Genomic DNA, 20,962 nt, shown 5'->3' with positions numbered 1-20,962 from the left:
ATACGAACCTATCATTGCTAAATCACTATAGTAATTGACTATCTTCTGGGGAGTAGATTTCAATGGCACGGCTCACGCTTAACAATGAGGGCGGGTACGCCGCCGGCACGATCACAGTCTTCGGCACCAAGGGTGGCCAGGAAGAAGTGACGATCATCGCTGGCGCGCACGTTACCTTGCTCGGTGGTTTCGAACAGGGTGGTGACACCATCCATTTCGCCGGCAACGCCGCCGATTACACCGTCGTCCGGACCGGCACGACGATCGTATTCACCGATGATGCGGGCACCTCGGTGTCGCTCCCGGTCGGCCCCAACGGCACGACCACGCTCACCTTCGCCGACGGCTCGTTCGATGCCGGATACAGCGACGGCGATGTCTTCATCGGTGATCAGATCGTCACCGACGTCCCCGACACGATCGGCGATGCCGGCGGCGGCGACGACGGCGAGATCTTCAACATCACCGTCACCCCCGTGGCCGACGTGGTTGAGGGCGCGGGCGATCTCGTGTTCAGGCTCGAGCGGCCGGCGGGTGAAGCCTCGGAAGCCGTGACGCTCAATGTCGCCACCACCGGCGGCACCGCGACGGCGGGCCAGGATTACACGCCGGTGTCGCAGCAGGTGACCTTCGCGGTCGGGCAGACGACCCAGTTCGTGATCGTCCATGTGACCAACGACGCGGTCCGCGAATCCACCGAAACGGTGGTGCTCCAGGTGACATCGCCCGACGGCTCCGAGACGGTCGCGACCGCGACCGGCAACATCCTCGACAATCTCGGCGCCGAGCCGCCGGTCACGCCGCTGTCGTTCGAACTGACGACCGGCGCGGACACGGTTGACGGCGGTGCCGGCAACGACCGCATCAGCGGCGTCCAGAATGCATTGCTTCTGGGCAAGGTGCTGTCGGCGGCCGATATCATCGACGGCGGCGACGGCGTCGATACGCTGATCCTGCTCAATGCCGATATCGGTGCGGATAACGCGCTTGAGGACAACGACTTCGCCAACGTCACGAACGTCGAGGCGATTCAGACCAATTATGACGAGGTGACGCTCGGCGCCAAGGCGGCGGCAGCGGGAATCGTCTCGGTCGATACCTCGCTCAACACGACGGGCGGCACCTCGCTCGACATCAGCTCGGCGGGATTGACGACGTCGCTCAACGTCACGATGGCGGATAACGAGGAGGACGAAGTCCTCACCGATCTCGCGATCGGCGGTGACACGATCAACACCGGCGTCAACAGCGACGGCAATTCGGATATCGACGGCGTCTATTTCGCCAACCAGACCACCGGCGTCAGCGTCAGCTTCGACGGTGCTGCGGTTGGTGACGGCATTGCGCCCGATGCCGACGGCAATCTGGGCGTAGAGGTGCAGTCGCTCGACGCCGCGGGCGATCCCACCGGCGCGATCACCTATACCGATGACGAGGGCGTCTATTTCACGAACGCCGCCGGAATCACCGTCCATGACGGCGATACCGAAATCGGCACCTTCACGGATGTCATGCTCGGCACGGCCAACGACGATTCCTATGGCGTCGACGGCTACGCCAATGGCGGCGCGGGCGACGACAGCCTTTTTGGCGGCGGCAGCCGCGATTGGCTCGTCGGCGGCACGGGTGACGATACGCTCGTAGGCGGCGGTGCGGTCGACCATCTCGAAGGTGGTGCTGGGAACGATTGGCTCCAGGGCGGTACGGGCATCGACGTCATGGACGGCGGCGAAGGCTCGGACACCTATTATTTCGACAACGGCGAGTTCGTCGCGGCGGAAACCATCACCGACACCGGAACGGGTGCCGACGATGTGGACACGCTCCAGGTCTACAGCACGACTAACCTCACCGACGGCCTGTTCGCCGGCAAGTCCGGGTTCGAGGCGCTCAATGCCTATGGCATGACGCTGGTGACGCTCGACGAGAACGCCGAGGCGGCGGGCATCAATGATGTCACGCTCGGCTTTGGCGGTGCCGGCGGCGCAAGCCTCGATGCCAGCGCGTTCACCACCGACCTCACCGTCGCGGGCTTCGGCAATATCGCGACCGGCTCGGGTGATGACAACGTCACGGTCAACGGGTTGAGCGGAACGCCGCGCACCTTCGATCTCGGAGACGGTGACGACACCATCTCGGAGAGTTGGGTAGGTGCCATCGATGGCGGCGACACGATCGATGGCGGCGACGGCAACGATACGCTGTTGCTTGGCGTGAACGCGGAGAACGCGGCGGGGTGGAGCGGCGGTGTGATCCGCGGGTTCTCGACGACGAACATGACCGGCGTCGAATCGATTGTGGTCGAAACCGGCTTCGACGCGGTATCCGATCCCGACACGGGCGATGTCGCCGGCTTCGCGCAGTCTTATACCATCCTGGTTGATCCGGCATCGGTCGAAGCGGGCGGCTCGCTCGTCATCGACGGCAGCGCGCTGCAAGCCGGGCTGGTCACCGATCTCGGCGCCGATGGCATCCTCGGGACGGCGGACGACGTCAAGTCCGACGAGACGATGACTGTGTTCGGCGCGGCATTGGGCGCCGACCAGGCACTCGTGGCGACGGGCGGTGCAGGCGATGACGGCCTTGTCGGCGGCGCGGGTGACGATACGCTCATCGGCGGTGCTGGCGACGACGCCATCTGGGGCGGTGCCGGCGACGACACGCTCGATGGCGGTGAAGGTAGTGATACCTATTTTTATGTCGATGGCGAACTCACCGCGACCGAGACGCTCAACGACACGGGCACTGGTGCCGGCGATATCGACACTATCGACGTGACGAGCGCGACCGCGCTGACCGACGCACTGTTTGCCGGCAAGAGCGGGATCGAGGTGCTTGATGCCGCCGTCACGCTCGGCGCGGGGGTCGAGGTCACGCTCGGCGCCAATGCGCAGGCGGCGGGTATCCGTACCGTCGATCTGGCGGGTGCGGAAGACTTTGATGCGAGTGCGTATACCGAGGGCCTGACGGTCACCGGTGCGGGCAACCTCACCACCGGCTCGGGCGGCGATATCGTCAACGTCGCTGGCGGCGGTGCGACCATCAAGACCAATGCCGGTGACGATGTCGTCAACATGCTGGCGACCGCGGTGGGCACGAGCACGATCGCGCTGGGTGCCGGCAACGACATCATCCACGGCGGCGATCTGATCGATGCCGGCGACAAGCTGGATGGTGGCACGGGTTACGATACGCTCGAACTCGACGGTAACCTTGGCATCGGATTTGGCGCCGATTTCAAGAACTTCGAGCAGATCGACCTGCTGGCGGGCAAGGACGTCGATACGACGCCGGGCACGACCAACAGCTATATCCTGACGCTTGCCAATGCGAACGTCACGGCCGGCGGTACGCTGAAGGTCGACGGCTCGGCACTGCGTGCGGATGTCGTGACCAGCTTCGGCGGCGATGGCGTGCTGGGCGGTGGCGACGATGTCACCGCTGATGAATTCATGTTCATCGACGGTAGCGCTGTCACGGGCGGCAGCCTGAATCTGATCGGCGGCGCCGGGAGCGATTTTCTGATCGGCGGTGCCCGGGCGGACGTGCTCGACGGCGGCGCGGGCGATGATGTGATCAGCGGCGGCGCGGGCGACGACGTGATCAACGGCGGCGACGGTGACGATCTGATCATCGGCGGCGACGGCGCGGATATCATGCACGGCGGCGCGGGTGATGACACGTTCGCGGTCACGATCACCCAGTTCAACAGCGAACGCGATGAAGTCTTCGGCGATGAGGGCGACAACACGCTCCAGATCGACGGTGGTGGATCGCTCACGGCTGATATCGCTGATGTCGGCTTCAACGGCCGCTATCACGATGTCAACAATGTACTGCTGAGCAACGGCACCTTCTCGTGGGTGGCGGGCAGCTACTCCGAAGATGCTGGCGTGGAGACGATCGAGATCGATACCGGCGCGGTTGGCAACATCTCGCTCATCAACTTCACCCATGATGGCACGACGCTGATCGGCGCCGACGGGAACGATACCTTCACCGGTTCGGGCTTCGCCGACATCTTCCACACCGGTGGCGGCAACAACACCGTCAACGCCGGTGCGGGCAACGACATGATCTGGCTGGACGACGCTACGTTGGCGGGCAACCAGACGGTCGATGCCGGTGCGGGTGACGACGTGATCCAGGGGCTGACGACGCTGACCAACGCCGATGTCATCAATGGTGGCGCCGGCGCGGACACGCTGTTCATCGGCGCGGCGGAGGCCGGTTATTTCGGCACCGGGATCGCGTTCAACGGCAACCTGACCAACGTCGAGACGATCGATCTCGTCGCGGGTCTGGACGCCACGACCGCGGCTCCGGGCACGGCGAACACCTACGCGTTCTCCTTCGTCGATGCCAACATCGCGACGGGTGAAACGCTGACGGTGGACGGCAGCGATCTTCGTGCCGATGTCGTGACCGGTTTCGGCGTGGACGGCGCGCTCGGCGGCGGTGACGATCTCACTCTCGACGAAACGATGTTCGTGAACGGTTCGGCGCTGACGGCGGGCCACGCCTTGCACGCCATCGGCGGCGAAGGGAGTGACACCATGCTCGGTGGTGCTGGCAACGACGTGTTCACCGGCAACGACGGCGATGACTTTGTTCTCGCCGGTGCCGGTAACGATACGATCGACGTCGGCGCGGGTGCGGACTATGTCGACGGCGGGGCCGGGCGCGATACGATCTCGCTGGGCGCGGACGAGGACAAGGATTATGTCTTCGTGGGTGCCGGTGAATCGGCGCGGGCCAATTACGACACCGTGTCGGGCTTCGTGATCGATACCGACGACACGGCCGGACTGCAAGGCACCGCGTTTGACGTCATCGACTTCGGCACGGCGATCATGGCCAACAGCGCATTGCTGGAAGCCGATGGCATTCTGGACGGTTTCGTCCAGAACGACAGCGCCCTTTACGACGCAATCCAGTCGTCGACGAGCGTGCTGGCGGCGGTCCAGTTGGTCGAGCAGGAACTTAATACCGATCCTGCCGCCAACAACGGCGTGCTTGCCTTCGAGTATCGCGGCAACACCTATATCGGGGACGTGACCGATCCGGGCGGCACCGGCCCGGCGACGTTCGCCAACATTGTCGAACTGACCGGCGTTGCCGATGCGCAACATCTGGTTGTCGATGCGGGCACCTCACTGGGCCTGTCGGCGTAGGCAGAACGTATCGGTGCGGCTTCGGCCGCGCCGGAAGACAGGGGCTCCGACCACGAGGTCGGGGCCCCTTTTTCTTGCTGCGATATCCGAGAAGCGCGCGACGGCCGCGCGGACGTCGCGATTGGTGCAATGAATCGGTCGTCGTCGGGACGTCTCGCCGCAGGGCGTTGCGCCGAGAACGGCACGAGCGTTATCGTAGATTACGACACGACGGGGAGAGCGCCGCGATGATATTTGGCCGACGGACATTCATGGGCGGCGCCCTCGCGGTGCCGCTCGCGACCAAGGCATGGGCGGCCGATCTGCCTGCCGCGATCCGCCGCCTGTCACCGGGGCTCGATCGGGTGATGGCCCCCAATGCCGCGATTGAGACGATCGCGAGCGGGATCCAATGGGCGGAAGGCCCAGTGTGGCTTCCCGATCAGAAAGCGCTGCTCTTCTCCGATCCTCCCGCCAATCTGATCCGGCGCTGGCAGGCCGGCCGCGGCGCGGCGCCCTTCCTCAGCCCCTCAGGCGCCCCCGGCACCGATCCGAAGTTGATCCGCGAACCGGGTTCGAACGGCCTCGCGCTCGGCGCGGACGGCGCGCTGCGGATCGCCGACAGCGGCACCCGCGCGATCACGCGCCTTGATCTTGCGAGCAAGCGCCGGACGGTCCTTGTCGATCGCTATCGCGGCAAGCGATTCAACAGCCCCAACGATCTCGCGATCGCGCGCTCGGGCATGATCTACTTCACCGATCCGCCCTATGGACTCGTCGATGGTGACGCGTCGCCGCTCAAGGAACTCGATCACAACGGCGTCTACCGCTGGGCGCCGGGTGGCGAGGCGATGCTGCTCGACGGCACGCTCAGCCGGCCCAACGGCGTCGCGCTCGCGCCTGACGAACGCACGCTCTACCTAGCAGTGTCGGACAAGGACGTCGCGGGCATCTACGCCTATCCGCTCGATACGGCGGGCGATGTCGGCGATCGCCGCCTCCTGTTCGATGCGCGCCCGATGCTGGGCAAGGACGTCCCCGGCATCACCGACGGCATGAAGGTCGCCGCCGACGGCACCTTGTTCTGCTCGGCGCCGGGCGGGTTGCTGATCATGACCCCCGAGGCCGAGCCGCTCGGGCTGATCTCCGCGGGCGATCGGCCGATCGCCAATTGCTGCTTCGGCGAGGACGGTCGCACCTTGTTCATGACCGCATCGGATCGTGTGCTGCGCGTGACGCTTCGGATCAACGGATGGCGCGCCTGAAACGGTCGCGGCCGCCCATCACCGAAAATCCCTATTTGTCCTGTTTCGCTGTCCTACAAGCCCGGTTTCGTGGTGTGGTGACCGCTACTCTTTGATCCGGTCGATCCTCGCATTCGCCGGTGCTTTGTTGCAGCCCGCAAGGGCGCGATGCCGGGAAGGCGACGTCGGGGGGGACGCAGTGCTGACGTTACTGGCTTGCGCGCGGTAACCGCCGCTCGATCGCGAGCACGCCGAGCGCGGTGGCGGTCAGGCAGATCGCGAGGAACAGCATCGGCGCGAGGTTGCTGCCGGTGCGATCGTGGATCGCGGGCACGGTCGTCTGTGCGATCAGGCCGCCGAGATTGCCGACCGAATTGATCGCCGCGAATCCGGCCGCGGCGCGTGCGCCGGTCAGGAAGCGCGGCGGCAGCGTCCAGAACACCGGCTGCCCGGCGAAGATCGCGGCAGCGGCGATCGACAGCGCGGCGAACTTGAACACCGCCCCCGGTACGACCACGCTCAGCACCAGGAACAGCGCCCCGATCAGTGCCGGGCCGACCGCGTGCCACGTCTGGTTGGCGTAGCGCGCGGCATGGCGCGGCACCGCCCACAAGGCGATCGCGACCAGGGTCCACGGGATGATGTTGAGCAGCCCGTTGGCGGTGTTCGACACGCCGAACCCGGCGACGATGGTGGGCAGCCAGTAGCTCAAGCCATAAGCGGCAAGCGGAAAGCCGATATAGACGAGGCACAGCAACAGCACACGCGGGTCGGCGAAGGTGCGCCAGACATTGCCCTCGTCGGCGACGCCCTCGGCCGATGTCGCGAGCGCCGAGGCGAGCCAGGCTTTTTGCTCGGCGGTCAGCCAGCGGGCCTCGCCGGGGCCGCGCGGCAGCGTGAGCAGGACGACGGGTGCGAGCAGGATCGCCGGAATGCCGGTTGCGACGAACACCCATTGCCAGCCGGCTAGCCCCAGCGTGCCGTCGGCGTCGAGCAGCAAACCGCCGATCGCCGCGCCGATCGCATTGGCGATCGCGCTCGACAGCATGAAGGCGCCGACCGCGCGGGCGCGATGCTCCTGCGGGAACCACAAGGTCAGCACATAGAGCACGCCGGGGAAGAAGCCGGCCTCGGCGACCCCCAGCAGGAACCGCAGGATGTAGAATGCGGTCGCGCTTTCGGCGAAGCCGAGCAGCACGGTGACGGTGCCCCAGGTCACCATGATCCGCGCGAACCAGGCGCGCGCGCCGACGCGCTCGAGGATCAGGTTGGAGGGCACTTCGAACAGGAAATAGCCGAGGAAGAACAGTCCAGCGCCAAGCCCGTACACGGCTTCGCTCATTCCCAGCGCGTCGACCATCTGCAATTTGGCATAGGCGACATTCTGCCGGTCGATATAGGCGACCATGTAGATGAGGCCGAGCAGCGGCACGAGCCGAAGCATGATCCGCCGCGTCGTGATCCGCCCGATCTGAGCCGTGTCGCTATCTGCCATCGGCGCCCCTTTTGCCTGTCCGTTGCGGAAATTTTCATCCGAATGCCACGGCTGGGACATTCTTGCGACATTTGCCGACTATCCGTCTAGCCGGATTGATTCTGTGGAACGAGGCGTAAATGCGGTTGAAGGTGGTGGCAGCGGGCGTGGCGTTGAGTGTGTTCCCGGTGGGCGCGCGCGCGCAGCAGGCGACGCCACCCGCGGCGGCGCAAGGCGTCGAGAACGACGAAGAGATGGCAGAGGACGCTGTCGATCCGGGCGATGCGATCGTCGTCGAAGCAAGCCGCAGGCTTCCGGGCGCGGTGATCGGCGACATCCCGCCCGACCAGGAATTGGGGCCGGCCGATATCCGCGCTTACGGCGTCAGCTCGATCGACGACCTGTTGACCGAGCTTGGCCCGCAAACGCAAAGCGCGAGCGGCGGACGGCCGATCGTCCTGCTCAACGGGCGCCGGATCGCCGATTTCCGCGAGCTGCGCGATCTGCCGACCGAAGCGATCCTGCGCGTCGACATCCTGCCCGAGGAAGTCGCGCTCAAATACGGCTATTCGGCCGATCAGCGCGTCGTGAACATCGTGCTGCGCCCGCGTTTCCGCTCGACCTCGGTAGAACTCACGCATCGCATGCCGACCGACGGCGGCACGTCGGAGCCCGAGGCCGAACTGGGGCTCGTCTCGATCACGCCCGACGGCCGGTTCAGCCTCAACCTCGAATATGAGCGGCAATCGCGGCTGCTCGAAAGCGAACGCGACATCCTCCCCGAAACGCGCGACGACGTCTTCGATCTCGCCGGCAATATCACCGCCGGGCCGGGCAGTACGACCGGGGAGATCGATCCGGCGCTATCGGCGATCGCCGGGGTGCCGGTGACAATCGCGGGCGTGCCGGCGTCGGCAGCGGGCGGCGCGCCGTCGCTAGGCGATTTCGCGGCCACCGCCAACCGGGCGAACGTCAGTGATCTCGGCCGCTATCGCACGCTTCGGCCCGAGACCCGACAATTCCAGGCGAACGCGGTCTACGCCCGTGCGCTCGGCGACATCCAGGCAACGATCAATGGCAGCCTCGAATATAATCACAGCCGCTCGCTTCAGGGATTGCCGGGGATCAGCGTGACGTTGCCTGCGGGCAATCCCTATTCGCCGTTCGATGATGACGTGACGCTCAACCGCTACGTGGAGAATGCGCCGCTCGAACAGACCAACCGGTCGATCACCAGCCATGCCGGCGTCACGCTCAACGGGTCGATCGACACCAACTGGCGGTGGACGGTGACGGGCAAGTACGATCGCGTCGACAGCAAGTCGTTCACCGATCTCGGCGTCGATCCATCGGGGCTGGAGGCGGCGCTGGCGGCCGGCGATCCCACCGTCAATCCGTTCGGCCCCCTGCTGGTGCCGCTGATCGCGCCGATCGCGGGCAATCACGCGTCATCGACATCGAGCACCGGCGGCGCCGATGCGCTGCTCCACGGCAATCTGGCGACATTGCCCGCCGGCGACATCTCGACGTCGTTCCGGATCGGCGCCGAGACCAACGATTTCTCAAGTCGTTCCTTCAGAGGCGGCATGGTCCGCGAAGGCGATATTTCGCGTGACATCGTCAACGGTCGGCTCAATCTGGATCTGCCGATCACCAGCAAGCGTCGCGACGTGCTGGCCTTTGCGGGCGATCTTTCCGCCAACGCCAATGTTTCGGTCGATCACCTGTCGGATTTCGGGACGCTGACCTCGATCGGATACGGCGCCAATTGGGGGCCGTTCGATGCGCTGCGCGTCCAGGTATCGTTCGACGAGGCCGAGCGGGCACCGAGCGCCAACCAACTCGGCGATCCGACGATCTCGACCCCCAACAGCCGGATTTTCGATTACGTGCGCGGGCAAACGGTGGACATCACGCGGATCACCGGAGGTAATCCCGGCCTCGATGCGCAGACGCGGCACAGCTTCAAGGCCGGCTTCAACGTCAAGCCGTTCGGCGCGACCGATTTCAACCTGCGCGCGGACTATATCAACCGCCGCACCGACGACGATATTGCGAGCTTTCCAGCGGCAACCGCGGCGATCGAAGCGGCGTTCCCTGATCGCTTCGTCCGCGACGGCGCGGGCGAACTGATCAGTGTCGATACCCGCCCGATCAATTTCGCGCGCCGCGAGGATAAAAGGATCCGCTGGGGGTTCAACCTGTCGCTGCCGGTCAAGTCCAGGCTCCAGCGCGAGATGGAAGCCTATCGCAATGGCACCGGCCCCAACCCGTTCGAGGGCATGCGACGGCGGCGTGATGGCGACGGCGCCGAAGACAGTGCGCGCGATGGCCAGCACGCGGCGGGGGAGCGCCCGACACCCGGCAGCGGCGGCGACCGGGTACGCAGCGAGGGCGACGGTGGGTCTGCGGGGCCGCAAGAAGGCCGACGCGGTTCGCGCGGGGCTCGCCCTGGCGGCGGCGGTTTTGGTCGCTTTGGCGGTGGCGGACGTGGGCAGGGCGGGGGGCGTATCCAGCTCTCGGTCTATCACACCTGGCATCTCGAAAGCCGTATCGACATTCGCGATGGCTTGCCGATCCTCGATTTGTTGAACGGCGATGCTTCGGGAAGTTCGGGCGGCCAGCCGCGACACGAGGTCGAGGTGCGCACGGGCTATTCGAACAACGGGCTGGGCGTGCGGCTCAACGCCGATTGGCAGAGCGCGACGACGGTCAATGCCGGGACGGCGGGCGCGCCGCAACAGCTTCGCTTCGGGTCGCTCGCGACGTTCGACCTGCGGCTGTTCGCCGATCTCGGTCAACAACGCGATTTCGTGCGCACTCACCGTTGGGCACGGGGCACGCGCGTCAGCCTGTCGGTCAGCAACCTGTTCAACCGGCGCCAGCACGTCACCGATGCGGCGGGCCAGACCCCGATCAGCTATCAGCCCGACTATCTCGATCCGATGGGGCGCACGATCCGGCTCAGCATTCGCAAGCTCTTCAACTGATCGGCAGTCGATCATAGCGCTACCGGAAAAGCAACAAAGCGGTTTTCATGACTGGACGCTGCCAATTATGATAGCGCTACATTGACAGCCTAAGCGAGCCCGGGCCACACTGCGGTCAATAACCGTGAGGGGAGAGGGTAATGGGATTGAGGGCTCGGCTGGCCGGTGCGTCGGCACTGGCGCTTGCGGTGCTGGCGGCGGGGCCGGCGGCGGCGCAGGCGTACCGCAACCCCGATCTGCCGGTCGATCAGCGTGCTGCCGATCTCGTCCGCCGGATGACGATCACCGAGAAAGCCGCGCAGATGCAGAACGAGGCGCCGGGGATCGAGCGGCTCGGCGTTCTGCCCTACGATTACTGGAACGAGGCGCTGCACGGCGTCGCGCGGGCCGGCGAGGCGACGGTCTTCCCGCAGGCGATCGGCATGGCCGCAACCTTCGACCGTGACCTGTTCTACGCCGAGGGCCAGGTGATCGCGACCGAGGGCCGTGCCAAATACAACCAGGCGCAGCGCGATCGGAATTACGGTCGTTATTACGGGCTGACCTTCTGGTCGCCCAACATCAACATTTTCCGCGATCCGCGCTGGGGCCGTGGGCAGGAGACATTGGGCGAGGACCCTTACCTGACGGGAACGCTCGCGACCGAGTTCATCACCGGCCTCCAGGGCGACGATCCGCACTATCTGAAGGCGATCGCGACCCCTAAGCATTATGCCGTGCATTCAGGCCCGGAGCCGCTTCGGCACGGCTTCAACGTCGATCCGTCCGAACGCGATCTAGCCGAGACCTATCTTCCCGCCTTCCGCCGCACGATCGTCGACGGCAAGGCGGAATCGCTGATGTGCGCTTATAATGCCGTGTTCGGCACCGCGGCGTGCGCCAATTCGCGGCTGCTTCAGGATATCCTGCGCAAGGATTGGGGATTTGCCGGCTTCGTCACGTCGGATTGCGGCGCGATCGACGACATCACGACGGGACATCACAACACCGCGACCAATGCCGAGGGCGCGGCGCTCGCGGTCAAGGCGGGAACCGATACCGGGTGCGACTTCAAGGACGAGATGCTCGATCTGCCTGAGGCGGTGGAGGAGGGGTATCTGAGCGAGGCCGACATGGATGTGGCGCTCGAACGCCTGTTCGCCGCGCGTATCCGGCTCGGGATGTTCGATCCGCCCGAACGCGTGCCCTTCTCGACGATCCCGATCAGCGAGAACCATTCGGCCGCGCACCAGCAACTCGCGCTGCGTGCCGCACGCGAATCGATCGTGCTGCTCAAGAACGACGGCCTGTTGCCGCTCGACAAAACCGATACGAAGATCGCGGTGATCGGGCCGAGCGCGACCTCGCTGATCGCGCTTGAAGGCAATTACAACGGCACCCCGACGACACCGATGCGCCCGCTCGACGCGATGGAAACCGTTTTCGGCGCCGATCGCGTTGCCTATGCACAGGGTGCGCCGTTCGTCGCCGAACTGCCGGTCGCTGTTCCGCGCACCGCCTTTCCCGGTGGATTGACGGCAAATTTTTACAACAGCGCCGATTTCTCGGGGCCGGTGGTGGCGACGCGCACAGTCAAGGAAATCGACACCAATTGGGCAGGGATCGACCCCGCGCCCGGCGTCGATCGCAAGACCTTCTCGGTGCGTTGGGCAGGAATGATCGCGGTGCCCGCTGCGGGCGACTATCTGTTTCAGCTTGAAACGCGGCGCGGTTGCGATGCAGGCGGCAGCGAGACCTATACGATCCGCATCGAGGGCGCGTCTGACCAGGCCTTCTCCGCCTCGTGCGACGAGCGCGAAACCAAGCGCGCACCGATGCGTGTCCATTTCGATGATGCGCGCCCGCGTGCCTTCACGCTCGAACTCGCGCACCAGTCGGCGCGCGCGGGCGACATCACCTTCACCTGGCAGGCACCCGTCGCGGCGTTGCGCGATCAGGCGATCGCGGCGGCTGCCGATGCCGACACGATCGTTGCGTTCGTCGGGCTCAACGCCTGGCTCGAGGGCGAGGAGATGCCACTCGAGGTGCCGGGGTTCGACGGTGGCGACCGCACCAGCATCGCCTTGCCCCAGGCGCAGCGCGATTTGCTCGACGCGCTCGAAGCGACCGGCAAGCCGGTGGTGATCGTCCTCCAGAGCGGCTCGGCGGTGGCGTTGGGCGAGAACGGAAGGAAGGCGAGCGCGATCCTGGAAGCCTGGTATCCCGGAGAGCGAGGCGGGCAGGCGATCGCCGAGGTGCTGCGCGGCACCGTCAATCCCAGTGGGCGGCTGCCGGTCACCTTCTACGCCTCGACCGACCAGCTTCCGCCTTTCACCGATTATGCAATGGCGAACCGCACCTATCGCTATTTCGACGGCAAGCCCGAATATGCGTTCGGCCACGGGCTGAGCTACACACAGTTCGCCTATTCGGACCTTAAGCCCGATGCAGCCAGCGTGGTGGCGGGCGATGGACAGACGGTACGGGTGACGGTGCGCAACACCGGCGCCAGAGCGGGTGACGAGGTCGCGCAACTCTATCTGGCGACGCCGGGCCGTGCGGGGACTCCGACCCGCTCGTTGAAGGGTTATGAGCGTGTGCATCTGGCGCCCGGCGAAGCGAAGACAGTGCAATTCACGCTTGCCCCACGCGATCTTGCCTTTGCCGATGCAAAGGGCGTGATGCGGACGTCGGCGGGGAATTACCAATTGTGGATTGGGGGCGGCCAGCCGGATACGGGCGCGCCGGGTATCGGCGGCAGCTTTCGTGTGACGGGTGACAAGGCATTGCCGAACTGAGCTCGTCAGAAGGGCGATTCATGCCATTGGAGCCGATGGTATCTCGAAACATCCTTCGAGAGGGTTCGTCGGCCCGGCACGTCGCGGCCGAGAATGTACGTGCGACTAATAGGCGTTACGGTGGAACAGCACCCGAAAGGTTTGCAGGATGATCCTGATGTCCCGCCAGATCGACCAGTGGTCAAGGTATTCCAAGTCGGAGTGAAGGCGGTTGACGAGGTCGTCCTCATGGTGGGTTGCGCCGCGATAGCCGCGAATCTGCGCCAACCCGGTCAGTCCCGGCTTGGTAGCGTGCCGGCGCCAATAGCGGCTGTCGATTTCCCAGAACAATTTGTCCGCTGCGCGCGACCCGAGCGCGTGAGGCCGCGGGCCGACGATGCTCATGTCGCCCTTGAGCACGTTGAAAAGCTGCGGCAGTTCATCAATGCTGGTTTTGCGGATTATGGCGCCCACGCGTGTGATCCGCTTGTCTCCACGGATCGTCGATTGGTTGCCCAGCGCATCGCATCCGTCGACGCGCATGCTGCGGAACTTGAGCATTTCGAACATCTTGTTTCCGCGGCCGATTCGTACCTGCCGGAAAAGCAGCGATCCCGGGCTGTCGAACTTGATCGCGATCGCGACGAGCAACAACAGCGGTGAGAGTATGATCAAAACCGTTATCGCCACCGCAAGATCGAACGCGCGCTTGATTGCGCGGTCGAACAAGCCGAGCGGCCCCGTCGAGACGATTACCGTCGCGCGACCGCCCTGCCGACCAATGCCGAGCGGCATCAATTGATCGAGTTCGGGTGCGACGATTTCCCCCTGGATGTTGGCGCCGCGCAGCGCATTGGCCCAACTCAACCGGCGGCCGGGATCGCAGGCGACGACGACGCGGTTGGCGCCGTCGAGCACGTGTGCGAGCCGATCGTACATGTCGGGATCGTCGCTATCGGGATCGAAATACCCTTTGGTTGATATCTGTGCCGTGTAGTCGCCGCGTGGCAGCGGCCGGTCAGTGTCGACCAACAGGACGACGCCGAAGGGATTGCCGCCGATGATCTGCGTCGCATGTCTCATGAACCAATAGCGCGAGATGGCGAGCAACAGCACGCTCATCATCGCCCCTACCGAAAATGTAAGGCGGGAGAAGTGCGCGCTCGCCTTGAGCGCGAAGGCAACGAGCAGCAGAAATCCTACCGCGAGCACCATCGCCTGCACCGCCAGCCTGGCAGACCGGAAGCGGTGCTGGATCAATTCGGATGAGTACGCCCCGGCATTGGCTGCGGTGAAGATATAGACGGGCAGCAACGCCCCGATCACTACCTCAAGCCGATTGCTCGAATAGGGCATATCATTGAGGAGTGGGGCGAGCCCATAGGCGGACAGGATGCACGCAACATCAAGCAATATCAAATAGATAAATAACCTCACGTGGAGGCGCTTGGGTTGATGTCGCCCCCTGGCGCTCGACGGCGTCACAGAGGAGATAACGGAATTGAAGAGTTGGAGGTTCATGCCCACCCTGTGCGGGAGTGATATGATCCGCTAGCGATGAGCGGCTTAGCGACCATCCATTCCCCCACGCAACCTCTTTCTGCATGACCGTGCCCAAGATCAGACTTCTGGTGGTGTGCGAATTGGATGCTATTTTCTCAGTGGTCAGCAGCCGCAGGAGTAAAGGCACTCAAATGCAAAACGCGACGAACCGGCTTGCCGGCACGTTACCCGGAACCGTTATCCGGATGCACCTGCCGTGAAGACGGCGCTGACGCATCTTCAAGGGCTTGAGGCCGAAAGCATCCATATCATGCGCGAGGTCGCTGCCGAGGCGGACAAGCCGGTGATGCTCTATTCGGTCGGCAAGGATTCGGCGGTGATGCTTCATCTGGCGCGCAAGGCCTTCTTTCCGTCGCCGCCACCGTTCCCGCTGCTCCATGTCGACACCACGTGGAAGTTCCAGGCGATGTACGAACTGCGCGATCGCGCCGCTCGTGACGCGGGAATGGAATTGCTCGTCTATCAGAACCCCGAAGCCAAGGCGCTGGGGATCAATCCGTTCGATCACGGCAGTCGCCACACCGATATGTGGAAGACCGAAGGGTTGAAGCAGGCGCTCACGCTCCACGGCTTCGACGCGGCGTTCGGCGGTGCGCGCCGCGACGAGGAGAAAGCCCGCGCGAAGGAGCGCATCTTCTCGTTCCGTTCGACCAGCCACGGCTGGGACCCCAAGAACCAGCGTCCCGAACTGTGGCGGCTGTATAATGCGCGCAAGGCGAAGGGCGAGAGCATCCGCGTCTTTCCGCTGTCGAACTGGACCGAACTCGACATCTGGCAATATATCCAGCTCGAGCAGATCGAGATCGTGCCGCTCTATTTCGCGGCGCCGCGCCCGACGGTGGAACGCGACGGGCTGATCCTGATGGTCGATGACGGGCGCTTCCGGCTTGCCCCCGACGAAGCGCCGGTGACCCGTTCGATCCGGTTTCGCACGCTCGGTTGCTACCCACTGACCGGGGCGGTCGAGAGCGAGGCGGCGACCTTGTCCGAGGTGATCCAGGAAATGCTGTTGACCACGACATCCGAGCGGCAGGGCCGCGCGATCGACCATGACAGCGCCGCGTCGATGGAGAAGAAGAAGCGGGAGGGCTATTTCTGATGACCGCCGCCGTACCCGCTTACCAGACCGATGCGCTGATCGCGGAAGATATCGACGCCTATCTCGCGCTCCACCAGACGAAGTCGATGCTGCGGTTTCTGACCTGCGGTTCGGTCGATGACGGCAAATCGACGCTGATCGGGCGTTTGCTCTACGATTCCAAAATGATTTTCGAGGATCAACTCGCCGCGCTCGAAAGCGATTCGAAGCGCGTCGGCACGCAGGGGCAGGAGATCGATTTCGCATTGCTCGTCGACGGCCTCGCCGCCGAGCGTGAGCAGGGGATCACGATCGACGTCGCCTATCGCTTTTTCGCCACGGAAAAGCGCAAGTTCATCGTCGCCGATACGCCGGGTCACGAGCAATATACGCGCAACATGGTCACCGGTGCTTCGACCGCCGACCTCGCCGTAATCCTGATCGACGCGCGCAAAGGCGTGCTCACGCAGACGCGGCGGCACAGCTTCCTCGCGCACCTGCTCGGCATCCGCCATATCGTGCTGGCCGTGAACAAGATGGACCTGGTCGATTACGATCAGGGTGTGTTCGACGCGATCGTCGCCGATTATCGTGCTTTCGCGAGCAGCATCGGGATCGCGGATTTCACGGCGATTCCGTTATCGGGGTTGCGCGGCGACAATATCGCCCAGCGCTCCGGGGCGATGGCATGGTATGCCGGCCCGACGCTGATCGAGCATCTCGAGGGCGTCGAGGTCGATGCCGATGCCGATCGCGGCTGGCCGTTTCGCATGCCCGTCCAATGGGTCAACCGCCCCAATCTCGATTTCCGGGGCTTTTCGGGGCTGATCGCCACCGGATCGGTGCGGCCGGGCGATCCCGTTCGCGTCGTGCCCTCGGGCCGCACGTCGTCGGTGTCGCGTGTCGTCACGATGGATGGCGATCTCGACGAGGCGGGCGCGGGGCAATCGGTGACGATCTGCCTTGCCGACGAAATCGATTGCTCGCGCGGCGACGTGCTTGTTGCGGCCGATGCGCCGCCGCAGGTCGCCGACCAGTTCGAGGCCACGCTCGTCTGGATGGCCGAGGATGCGCTTCAGCCGGGGCGGGCCTATTGGCTCAAGCTCGGCACCCAGAATGTCAGCGCGACCGTGCAACCGCCGAAATACACGATCGACGTCAACACGATGGCCGAGCTGTCGGCGAAGACGCTCGAATTGAACGATATCGGCGTGGCGGAAGTCTACACCGATCGCGGCATCGTGTTCGAGCGCTATGGCGATGATCGGGATCTGGGCGGGTTCATCCTGATCGACAAGGTGACCAACGCGACGGTGGGGGCCGGGCTGATCAATTTCGCGCTCAGGCGGTCGCAGAACGTCCACTGGCAGGCGATCGAGATCAGCCGCGAGGCGCACGCCGCGCAGAAAAGCCAGCGGCCGCGCTTGTTGTGGTTCACTGGTCTGTCGGGGTCGGGCAAGTCGACGATCGCCAATCTGGTCGAAAAGCGACTGCACGCGCTCGGCAAGCACAGCTTCCTGCTCGACGGCGACAACGTGCGTCACGGGCTCAACAAGGATCTGGGCTTCACCGACACCGACAGAATCGAGAATATCCGTCGCGTGGGCGAAGTTGCCAAGCTGATGACCGATGCGGGGCTGATCGTGCTGACCGCGTTCATCTCGCCGTTTCGTGCCGAGCGCGAGATGGTGCGCGCGATGATCCCCGATGGCGAGTTCGTTGAAATCTTCGTCGATACGCCGCTCGCCGTCGCCGAGGCACGCGACGTCAAGGGTCTCTACAAGAAAGCCCGTAGTGGTGAACTCAAGAATTTTACGGGCATCGATAGCCCCTATGAGCCGCCCGAGGCGCCCGATATCCGCATCGACACCACTGCGATCAGTTCTGAAGAGGCCGCCGAACGGATTGTCGAGCACGTGCTCGCCCTCGGGAATGACGATCGATGACCGACGCCGAACTGGCAGGGGAGCTTGCAGCAGAGGCGGGAAATCTCCTGCGACGGATCCGCGACGAAGGGATCGAGGATGGCAAGGCGCTCGGCCAGCGCGGTGATCGCGAAGCCAACGCGCTGATCCTCGCGCGGCTTGCGAGCGAGCGCCCCGACGATGCAGTGCTTTCCGAAGAAGCGAAAGACGATCGTTCGCGATGTGCAATGTCGCGCGTCTGGGTGATCGATCCCCTCGACGGCACCCGCGAATATGGCGAACGCCGCGATGATTGGGCGGTGCATGTCGGCCTGGCGGTCGACGGACGGCCGTCGCTGGGCGCCGTCGCGATTCCCGATCGCGGTGAAGTGTTCGTGAGTGATGCGGTGGCGTCCTTGGGCATATTGCGCGAGCGGCCGATCATGGTCGTTAGCCGCACCCGCGCGCCCCAGATCGCGATCAAGGTGGCGGAGGCGATCGGTGCCGATCTGTTGCCAATGGGCTCGGCAGGGGCCAAGGCGATGGCGGTGGTCGACAGCCGCGCCGATATCTACGTGCATGCCGGCGGGCAATATGAATGGGATAATTGTGCGCCGGCCGCCGTCGCGCTCGGCGCCGGGCTTCACGCATCGCGCCTCGATGGAAGCCCGCTCGTCTACAATTGCGAGAATCCGCTGCTCCCCGACATCGTGATATGCCGCGCCGCGTTGGCCACACGGGTGCTGGCGGCAATCCAGGCACAGGTAGTCGCTGATAGGCCGTAGATATGGTGCGGCCGTCAAAAAAAGCCGTGACCAATTGTCGTTAGATCGGTAGCGCGAGGTTTCCGGGCTGTGTTTCAGCGGCCCCTGGCATCGTGTGCGGAGTCGATATCTTACGATGCTTTTCCGGTATCTTGTCGATCTTGCGCAATCCTGGAGCCAGGCAAAGATTTGGTTGTCCCAGGTTCTCGGGCTCAGCCCTGATGCCTTGCATGTTCACGTCAGCATCCTCGCCATGTTGGCGGCGGCCGTGTTGTGGCGGCAACGCATGGATCGTGTGCTTCCGTGGTTGACCGTACTCGCGCTGGAAATCGTCAACGAGATGCTGGATCTGAGCGCGCCCGATAGCGGTGAAAACACGCTGCACGCATCATTGCATGATCTGGCCAACACGATGTTCCTTCCCACCATCATTCTTGTGTGTCTGCGATTCACGCGGACTTGGCGACGGGCGTGAGCAGGGATCTGACCGCCGCTGCCGCGCGCTTAACTGGACGGCGGGGCGGGATCGCCTCTATCAAGGCGTTCCCAGACACGAGAGAACGCCGCTGAATGCGAACCGGGCATACATCCGTCAGCAGCCGTGGGCTGATCGCAGGTTTTCTTCTGATCGTTGCGATCTTGTTCGGTGGCGGCGGGTCGCCGGCGCCTGTTGCCGAACTCGTCGTGCAGGTGGCGGCGCTCATTGCCATCGTTGCCTGGGCCTGGCTCGGCAACCGCGATCGCACCTCCCCGCCCTCTGCAACTGATTGGCCGTTGCTCGTTCTGGCAGCGCTGTTTGTTGCGATTCCGTTGCTACAACTCGTCCCGCTTCCGCCGGCGATATGGCATCAGCTTCCGGGGCGCGAGACCGAGCGCCAAGCGCTGGCACTGGTGGGCGCCGAAAATGCGTGGATGCCGCTCTCGGTGTCGCCGGCGAAGACCCTTGCCTCGTTGCTATCGCTCGTTCCACCGATGGCGATGTTGTATTTTACGACGCGATTGACGGTGCGCGAGCGGTCGGGGCTGCTGGGTCTGCTCGCCGCGCTTGCGTTGTTGTCGGTGGTCGTCGGGGTGATCCAACTGGCGAGTGGCCACGGCAATTGGCTTCGGTTTTACAGTGCCACGAATTATGGCGTTGCGACGGGTTTTCAGGCGTCTCGTAACGCGCAGGCCGATTTGCTGATCGTTTCGTCTATGGCTTTTGCCGCGTGGGCGGTAACGAACCGGCGAATTGTGAAATCGCGCCAGGCATGGATCGCGGCGATCATCGTGGTTTTCGTGCTGTGGTTGGCGGTGGTGGTCACGGGGTCGCGTTCGGGCGTCGTGATGATCGTGATCGCTCTGGCGACCTGCCTCGCTATTGCGGTCCGGCAGATGCGGCTACCCGGCCGACGTATAGCGATCATCGCTGTTGGCGCGCTGTCGTTGTTGGGTGTCACCGGTGTTGTTCTACATGATAATGTACGCGTGGAGCGCACGTTGGCGCGCTTCGATGATCTGAAGGACGTGCGTCCGGAAATCTGGGCGGATACGTGGTATGCGATCGGGCTACACTGGCCGGCAGGAACAGGAATGGGAACATTTCGACCGGTCTTCGATTCAGCAGAACGACTTGAGTTCGTCCGGCCGAGTTTCGCCAACCGGGCGCATAACGATTACCTCGAATATCTGCTCGAAACGGGGATCGCTGGCGCGCTACTATTCATCGTCGCTGTTATATTCGCAATCTATCGTGTTTCGACGGCGGTTCGTCGAGATGATGACAGAAATGTACGAGTTCAGGCGCTTTTCGTAGTTGGTTCGTTGTTGGTTTTCGTGTTGCATTCGATGGTTGATTATCCGATGCGCTCGATGTCGCTTGGGGTGGTGGCTGGGCTGCTGTGCGGTCTGTTGTCGCGGACGGTGCTGGGTTCGGATGCGCGAGCGATACGATCTGCTAGAGGAGTATAGGGTTGATGTGCGTGCGTCGCGTGGCGATGGTTTGTGGGTTGGCGGTGCTGTGTGCGGGGTGCAGCGGGATGTCGGCGGACCGTTCG

11 protein-coding genes are annotated in these 20,962 nt (G+C 64.1%); 9 read left to right on the top strand and 2 right to left on the bottom strand.

Features of this window, described 5'->3' with window-relative positions:
• Positions 1–62: 62 nt before the first annotated feature.
• Together DFR49_RS08650 and DFR49_RS08645 are read left to right on the top strand one after the other, a co-directional pair.
• Positions 63–5,174 (top strand): beta strand repeat-containing protein, encoded by a 5,112-nt coding sequence (locus DFR49_RS08650; RefSeq protein WP_119035387.1) that lies wholly within the window; start codon positions 63–65, stop codon positions 5,172–5,174.
• Positions 5,175–5,425: 251 nt separating this feature from the next.
• The gene (locus tag DFR49_RS08645; RefSeq protein ID WP_245968325.1) at positions 5,426–6,418 is read left to right on the top strand and encodes an SMP-30/gluconolactonase/LRE family protein; all 993 of its coding nucleotides are present in this window, start codon (positions 5,426–5,428) and stop codon (positions 6,416–6,418) included.
• A gap of 187 nt (positions 6,419–6,605) precedes the next feature.
• Here the strand turns inward: DFR49_RS08645 and DFR49_RS08640 are convergent, their stop codons facing one another.
• Positions 6,606–7,892, bottom strand: coding sequence for an MFS transporter (locus DFR49_RS08640; protein WP_119035385.1), 1,287 nt, complete (start codon positions 7,890–7,892; stop codon positions 6,606–6,608).
• Between the two features lie 119 nt (positions 7,893–8,011).
• On the opposite strand from DFR49_RS08640, the gene DFR49_RS08635 reads away from it, so the two are divergent.
• Together DFR49_RS08635 and DFR49_RS08630 are read left to right on the top strand one after the other, a co-directional pair.
• Positions 8,012–10,861 (top strand): TonB-dependent receptor, encoded by a 2,850-nt coding sequence (locus DFR49_RS08635; protein ID WP_119035384.1) that lies wholly within the window; start codon positions 8,012–8,014, stop codon positions 10,859–10,861.
• A gap of 140 nt (positions 10,862–11,001) precedes the next feature.
• Complete coding sequence (locus DFR49_RS08630) at positions 11,002–13,638, top strand: glycoside hydrolase family 3 C-terminal domain-containing protein (RefSeq protein WP_119035383.1); 2,637 nt, start codon at positions 11,002–11,004, stop codon at positions 13,636–13,638.
• 105 nt (positions 13,639–13,743) lie between these two features.
• Here the strand turns inward: DFR49_RS08630 and DFR49_RS08625 are convergent, their stop codons facing one another.
• A complete protein-coding gene (locus DFR49_RS08625) occupies positions 13,744–15,054 on the bottom strand; it encodes an exopolysaccharide biosynthesis polyprenyl glycosylphosphotransferase (RefSeq protein ID WP_170150981.1) in 1,311 nt (436 codons plus the stop codon).
• Between the two features lie 322 nt (positions 15,055–15,376).
• Between DFR49_RS08625 and cysD the strand changes: the two genes are divergently transcribed.
• The 5 genes from cysD (at position 15,377) to DFR49_RS08600 (ending at position 20,876) form a co-directional block, all read left to right on the top strand.
• Positions 15,377–16,279, top strand: coding sequence for a sulfate adenylyltransferase subunit CysD (gene cysD / locus DFR49_RS08620; RefSeq protein WP_119035381.1), 903 nt, complete (start codon positions 15,377–15,379; stop codon positions 16,277–16,279).
• On the top strand, positions 16,279–18,204 hold the full coding sequence (cysN, locus tag DFR49_RS08615) for a sulfate adenylyltransferase subunit CysN (RefSeq protein WP_119035380.1): 1,926 nt from the start codon (positions 16,279–16,281) through the stop codon (positions 18,202–18,204). Before cysD ends, cysN begins: the two co-directional genes overlap by 1 nt.
• Positions 18,201–18,947, top strand: a complete 747-nt coding sequence (locus DFR49_RS08610; RefSeq protein ID WP_119035379.1) for a 3'(2'),5'-bisphosphate nucleotidase CysQ — start codon at positions 18,201–18,203, stop codon at positions 18,945–18,947. The genes cysN and DFR49_RS08610 overlap by 4 nt, the downstream gene beginning before the upstream one ends.
• 115 nt (positions 18,948–19,062) lie before the next feature.
• Complete coding sequence (locus tag DFR49_RS08605; protein WP_119035378.1) at positions 19,063–19,401, top strand: hypothetical protein; 339 nt, start codon at positions 19,063–19,065, stop codon at positions 19,399–19,401.
• Between the two features lie 95 nt (positions 19,402–19,496).
• On the top strand, positions 19,497–20,876 hold the full coding sequence (locus DFR49_RS08600; protein WP_119035377.1) for an O-antigen ligase family protein: 1,380 nt from the start codon (positions 19,497–19,499) through the stop codon (positions 20,874–20,876).
• The last annotated feature ends 86 nt before the right edge of the window (positions 20,877–20,962 follow it).

Origin of the sequence: Hephaestia caeni, assembly GCF_003550065.1 — a bacterium.
Lineage (GTDB): Bacteria > Pseudomonadota > Alphaproteobacteria > Sphingomonadales > Sphingomonadaceae > Sphingomonas > Sphingomonas caeni_A.
Note: the sequence above shows the minus strand (reverse complement) of the source record. Positions and strands in the feature narration are given on the sequence as shown.